Genomic DNA, 4,507 nt, shown 5'->3' on the forward strand with positions numbered 1-4,507 from the left:
CGTGGACGCGGACGATGCCCTTGCCGCCGGGCATGTAGAGCATGTCGCCCTTGCCCAGGAGCTGCTCGGCACCCTGCTCGCCCAGGATGGTGCGGCTGTCGATCTTGCTGGTGACGTGGAAGCTGATCCGCGTCGGCAGGTTCGCCTTGATCACGCCGGTGATCACATCGACCGAGGGGCGCTGGGTCGCCATGATCAGGTGGATGCCCGCGGCGCGCGCCTTCTGCGCCAGCCGCTGGATCAGGAACTCCACCTCTTTCCCGGCGGTCATCATCAGGTCGGCGAGTTCGTCGACGATGATCACGATCTGCGGCAGCACCTGATAGTCGAGCTGTTCCTCCTCATAGACCGGCTGGCCGTTGTCGCCGAAGCCGGTCTGCACGCGGCGGCCGAGCGGCGCGCCCTTGGCGCGCGCGGCGCGCACCTTGTCGTTGAAGCTCGCCAGGCTGCGCACGCCCAGCGAGGACATCTGGCGGTAGCGATCCTCCATCTGCTCCACCGCCCATTTCAGCGCGCGCACCGCCTTGGCGGGGTCGGTGACGACGGGGGAGAGCAGGTGCGGGATGTCGTCGTACATCGACAACTCCAGCATTTTGGGATCGATCATGATCATCCGGCACTGGTCCGGGGTCAGCCGATACAAGAGCGACAGGATCATGCCGTTCAGGCCCACCGACTTGCCCGAGCCGGTGGTGCCCGCGACCAGCAAATGCGGCATCGGCGCCAGGTCCGCGATCACCGGATCGCCGGCGATGTTCTTGCCCAGGATGATCGGCAATTGCGCATTCTGGTCGGCGAACACCTGGCTGCCGATCAGTTCGTGGATCGACACGGTCTCGCGCTTGGCATTGGGCAGCTCGATGCCGATCACGGTGCGGCCGGGGATGGTGGCGACGCGCGCGGAGAGCGCGCTCATGTTGCGCGCGATATCGTCGGCGAGCTGGACGACGCGATTGGCCTTGATGCCCGGCGCGGGCTCCAGCTCGTACATCGTCACCACCGGGCCGGGGCGTACCTCGGTGATCTGGCCGCGGACGTTGAAGTCGTCCAGCACCGTCTCCAGCAGCCGGGCGTTGCGCTCCAGCGCCGCCTTGTCGATCGCGCCCGCGACCGGCGGCGGCGCGGGGGTGAGCAGGTCAAGGCTGGGCAGCTCGTAATCGTCGCGCAGGTCGAGCGACTGCTGCTGCGCCTTGGGCCGGGCGGGGGAGGGCGCGATCGTGCGCTCGCCGATCACCGGCGCAGGGCGATGGTCCGGCTCGGCCACCGCGCGCGGCGGGATCGCCTTGCGGACCAGCTCGACCGGCGCATCCTCGTCCTCATAATCATCGTCGGGCAGCGACACCCGGCCGCCGCGCGCGTCCACCCGCGCGCCGCGCCGCGCCTGCCGACGGCGCCACGCCGCGCTCGCGCCGGTGTCGAGATCGAGGCTGCGCGCCCAGATCGCCGCGCCGGCAATGCCGCACAGGATGCCGAGCGCGGTCGCGCCCCAGCGCTGCCACTCGGGCTGCTCCAGATAGGACAGTCCCGCCTCCGCCGCGCCGGTCAGCGCCAGCCCGACCATCCCGCCCCAGCCGGCGGGCAAGGCGAGCACCGCGCGATCGGAGACGAAGGCGAGCGCGGTCGCCATCAGCGCCACGCCGATCGCGGCATTGCGCAGCATCCGGCCCCAGCGGCCGGCGGGCAGGTCGCGCCACAGCCGCAAGGCGACGATCGGCAGCACCGGCAGCAGCAGCGCCACCGCCGGGCCGAACAAGGTCAGCGCGCCATCCGCGAACAGCGCGCCGGGCGCGCCCAGCAGGTTGCGCACGCTGCCCGCCTCGGTGTTGATCGCCGCGTCGCCGGCCTTGTAGCTCGCCAGCGCTACCGCCATCGCCGCCGCGGCGGCGAACAGCACGCACGCCAGGATCAGCGCGCCCGAGCGCACCGCGCCCGCCCGCACCGTCTCCCGCCAAAGTGACGGAGCCTGCGTCGCCATCCCTGCCTCCGAAGAACAATGGGTGAATCCTCCGCCAATCCGGCGCTGACGTCAAGACGCGGGCGTTGTCGCGGGTGTCGATCCCGGATAGGGCGTGGCCGATGCAACACGATGTGCTGATCCTGGGTGGCGGGCTGGTCGGCGCGACGCTCGGCATCGCGCTGGCGGGCGCCGGGCTGTCGGTGGTGGTGGTTGACCCCGCCGACCCGCAGGTCACCGCCACCGCCGCCTTCGACGGGCGCGCCTCCGCGATCGCCAGCGCCAGCGGCAACATGCTCGACGCGATCGGCGTCGGCGCGCGGCTGACCGGATTGGGCTGCCCGATCCGCCACATCCGCGTCTCGGACGGGCTGGAGCCGGGCAAGCTCGACTTCACCACCGGCGCGGACGAGCCGCCGCTCGGCACCATGTACGAGAACCGGCAGCTGCGCGCCGCGATCTACGCCACCGCCGCCGAGATCCCGACGCTGGACCTGCGGATGAAGACCCATGCGCTGGAGGTGGAGCGCGGCCCCGCACGCGTCACCGCGCAACTGTCGGATGGCGAGACCGTCACCGCGCAACTCCTGATCGCCGCTGACGGCCGCGCATCGCCGACGCGCGAGGCGGCGGGGATCGCGGTGGCGCGCTGGTCCTATCCGCACCACGCCATCGTCGGCGCCTTCCACCACGAACGCCCGCACAACCAGATCGCGTTCGAGATCTTCTACCCCACCGGCCCCTTCGCGCTGCTGCCCTTGCCGGACGATGACATCGGCCACCGCTGCGCGATCGTCTGGTCGGTGGCGGCGAAGCACGGCCCGGCGATGCTCAAGCTCTCCGACCGCGCCTTCCTGGCGGAGGCGAGCGCGAAGATGGGCGGGTTCCTGGGCGAACTCTCCCACCCCGCGCCCCGCTCGGGCTATCCGCTCGGCTTCCACCATGCCGCGACGATCACCGCCGAGCGGCTGGCGCTGGTCGGGGACGCCGCGCACGGCATCCATCCGATCGCGGGGCAGGGGCTCAATCTCGGACTGCGCGATGTCGCCACGCTCGCCGAGGTGCTGGTCGAGGGCAAGAGGCTCGGCCTCGATCTCGGCGACGCCGCCCTGCTCGCCCGCTATCAGGCCTGGCGCGGGCTCGACACCGCGCTCGTCGCCGCGACCACCGACGGCCTCACCCGTCTGTTCGGCATCCCCGGCAGCGCCGCCAGCGCGGTCCGCCGCTTCGGCATCTCGGCGGTCGACCGGATCGCGCCCCTGAAGGCGCGCTTCATGGCCGAAGCGCGCGGCGAAGCGGGTAACCTGCCGCGCCTGCTGCATGGGCTGGCGGTATAGGCAGCCTCAGCGGGTCGCGACGATCATCGACTGCATCGGCTGGAGGTAGCCGAACTGGCGCGAGGCGTAGAAGGCGACATAGGCGTCGCTGAAGCCCGCAGCGCGGATCTCGTCCAGCAGCGACCAGCCGAACCAGTAATAGCACAGGATGCCCTCGGCGTTCACCGGGTCGCCATGATAGTCGGGCGGTTCGTGGTGAACGATGCTGCCGTCCGCGGAGACGGAGGCGCGCACCAGCGTCTCCGCCTCCTTCGCCCGGAACGGCGCGGTGATCAGCGCCAGCCCGCCCGGGCGCAGCACCCGCGCGCATTCGGATAGCGCGGCGCGATAATCGGGCACATGCTCCAGCACCTCGAAGCTCATCAGCACGTCGAAACTGGCATCGGCGAAGGTCAGCCGGGTCAGGTCCTCCGAGCGGACGCCGCGCGCGTCGCTCTGGCCGAAGGGCGTGTCGGGCAGATACTCGCTGCCGACCACGGCCGGATGCCGCTCCGCCACGAAGTGGAAGAAGGGGGTCAGCCCTTCGGTCATGTAGATGCGGTCGCCGGAAGGGTCGGGCCGCAGCGTGCGATAGGCGTGATAGGCGGCGCGCAGCCGCGCGATCAGGCCGGTATCGGGGCAGCGCGTCGATTCGCGCCAGTTGGGCGCCTTGTTGGGATCGGCGGGCCAGTTGACCGCGAAGTTCACGATCCGCCCGGCGGTGATGCTGTAGCCGCGCGGCGGCGCCTCCGCGCTCAGCGCGTTCTGGTACGCGATCACTTCGGCGTGCAGATTGCGCAGGCGCGGCAGGTTTTCCACCGCTTCGGCATGCGAGCGCATCGACCACAGGCTGAGCGGCGGAATGGGATCAAAGGTCATCCGTCGCTCACCCGCTCGATATCCGCGCCCACCGCGCTCAATTTCTCTTCCAGCCGCTCATAGCCGCGGTCGAGGTGATAGACGCGGTTCACCGCGGTCTCCCCCTCCGCCGCCAGCCCGGCCAGGATCAGGCTCATCGACGCGCGCAGGTCGGTCGCCATCACCTGCGCGCCGGTCAGCCGCGCGACGCCCCTGACCACCGCGTTGCGGCCGTGGACCTGGATGTCCGCGCCCATCCGCGCCAGCTCGGGCACGTGCATGTAGCGATTTTCGAAGATCGTCTCGGTCAGCACGCTGGCGCCATCGGCGCGGCACAGCATCGCCATGAACTGCGCCTGCATGTCGGTGGCGAAGCCGG

The 4,507-nt window shown here is 70.8% G+C and carries 3 protein-coding genes and 1 pseudogene; 1 reads left to right on the top strand and 3 read right to left on the bottom strand.

What is annotated here, in order from left to right; genetic code table 11:
• Window positions 1-1,975: DNA translocase FtsK 4TM domain-containing protein (locus ACFDTH_RS17575; protein ID WP_375288847.1), on the bottom strand; the 1,975-nt coding region annotated here is incomplete at its 3' end.
• Between the two features lie 101 nt (window positions 1,976-2,076).
• On the opposite strand from ACFDTH_RS17575, the gene ACFDTH_RS17580 reads away from it, so the two are divergent.
• On the top strand, window positions 2,077-3,291 hold the full coding sequence (locus ACFDTH_RS17580) for a UbiH/UbiF/VisC/COQ6 family ubiquinone biosynthesis hydroxylase (RefSeq protein ID WP_375288848.1): 1,215 nt from the start codon (window positions 2,077-2,079) through the stop codon (window positions 3,289-3,291).
• A 6-nt stretch (window positions 3,292-3,297) separates the two neighbouring features.
• Here the strand turns inward: ACFDTH_RS17580 and ACFDTH_RS17585 are convergent, their stop codons facing one another.
• Window positions 3,298-4,149: a class I SAM-dependent methyltransferase gene (locus ACFDTH_RS17585; RefSeq protein WP_375288849.1), complete on the bottom strand. Its 852-nt coding sequence runs from the start codon at window positions 4,147-4,149 to the stop codon at window positions 3,298-3,300.
• A pseudogene (locus ACFDTH_RS17590) lies at window positions 4,146-4,507 on the bottom strand (UDP-N-acetylglucosamine 1-carboxyvinyltransferase); the annotation flags it as partial. The pseudogene ACFDTH_RS17590 and the gene ACFDTH_RS17585, both read right to left, overlap by 4 nt.

This window comes from Sphingomonas sp. (genome assembly GCF_042096255.1).
GTDB lineage: Bacteria > Pseudomonadota > Alphaproteobacteria > Sphingomonadales > Sphingomonadaceae > Sphingomonas.

What these genes read in the sequence shown, in the direction of transcription:
- ACFDTH_RS17580 (WP_375288848.1), top strand. Translation starts at nt 2,077, where the DNA reads ATGCAACACGATGTGCTGATCCTGGGTGGCGGGCTGGTCGGCGCGACG.
- ACFDTH_RS17585 (WP_375288849.1), bottom strand. Translation starts at nt 4,149, where the DNA reads ATGACCTTTGATCCCATTCCGCCGCTCAGCCTGTGGTCGATGCGCTCG.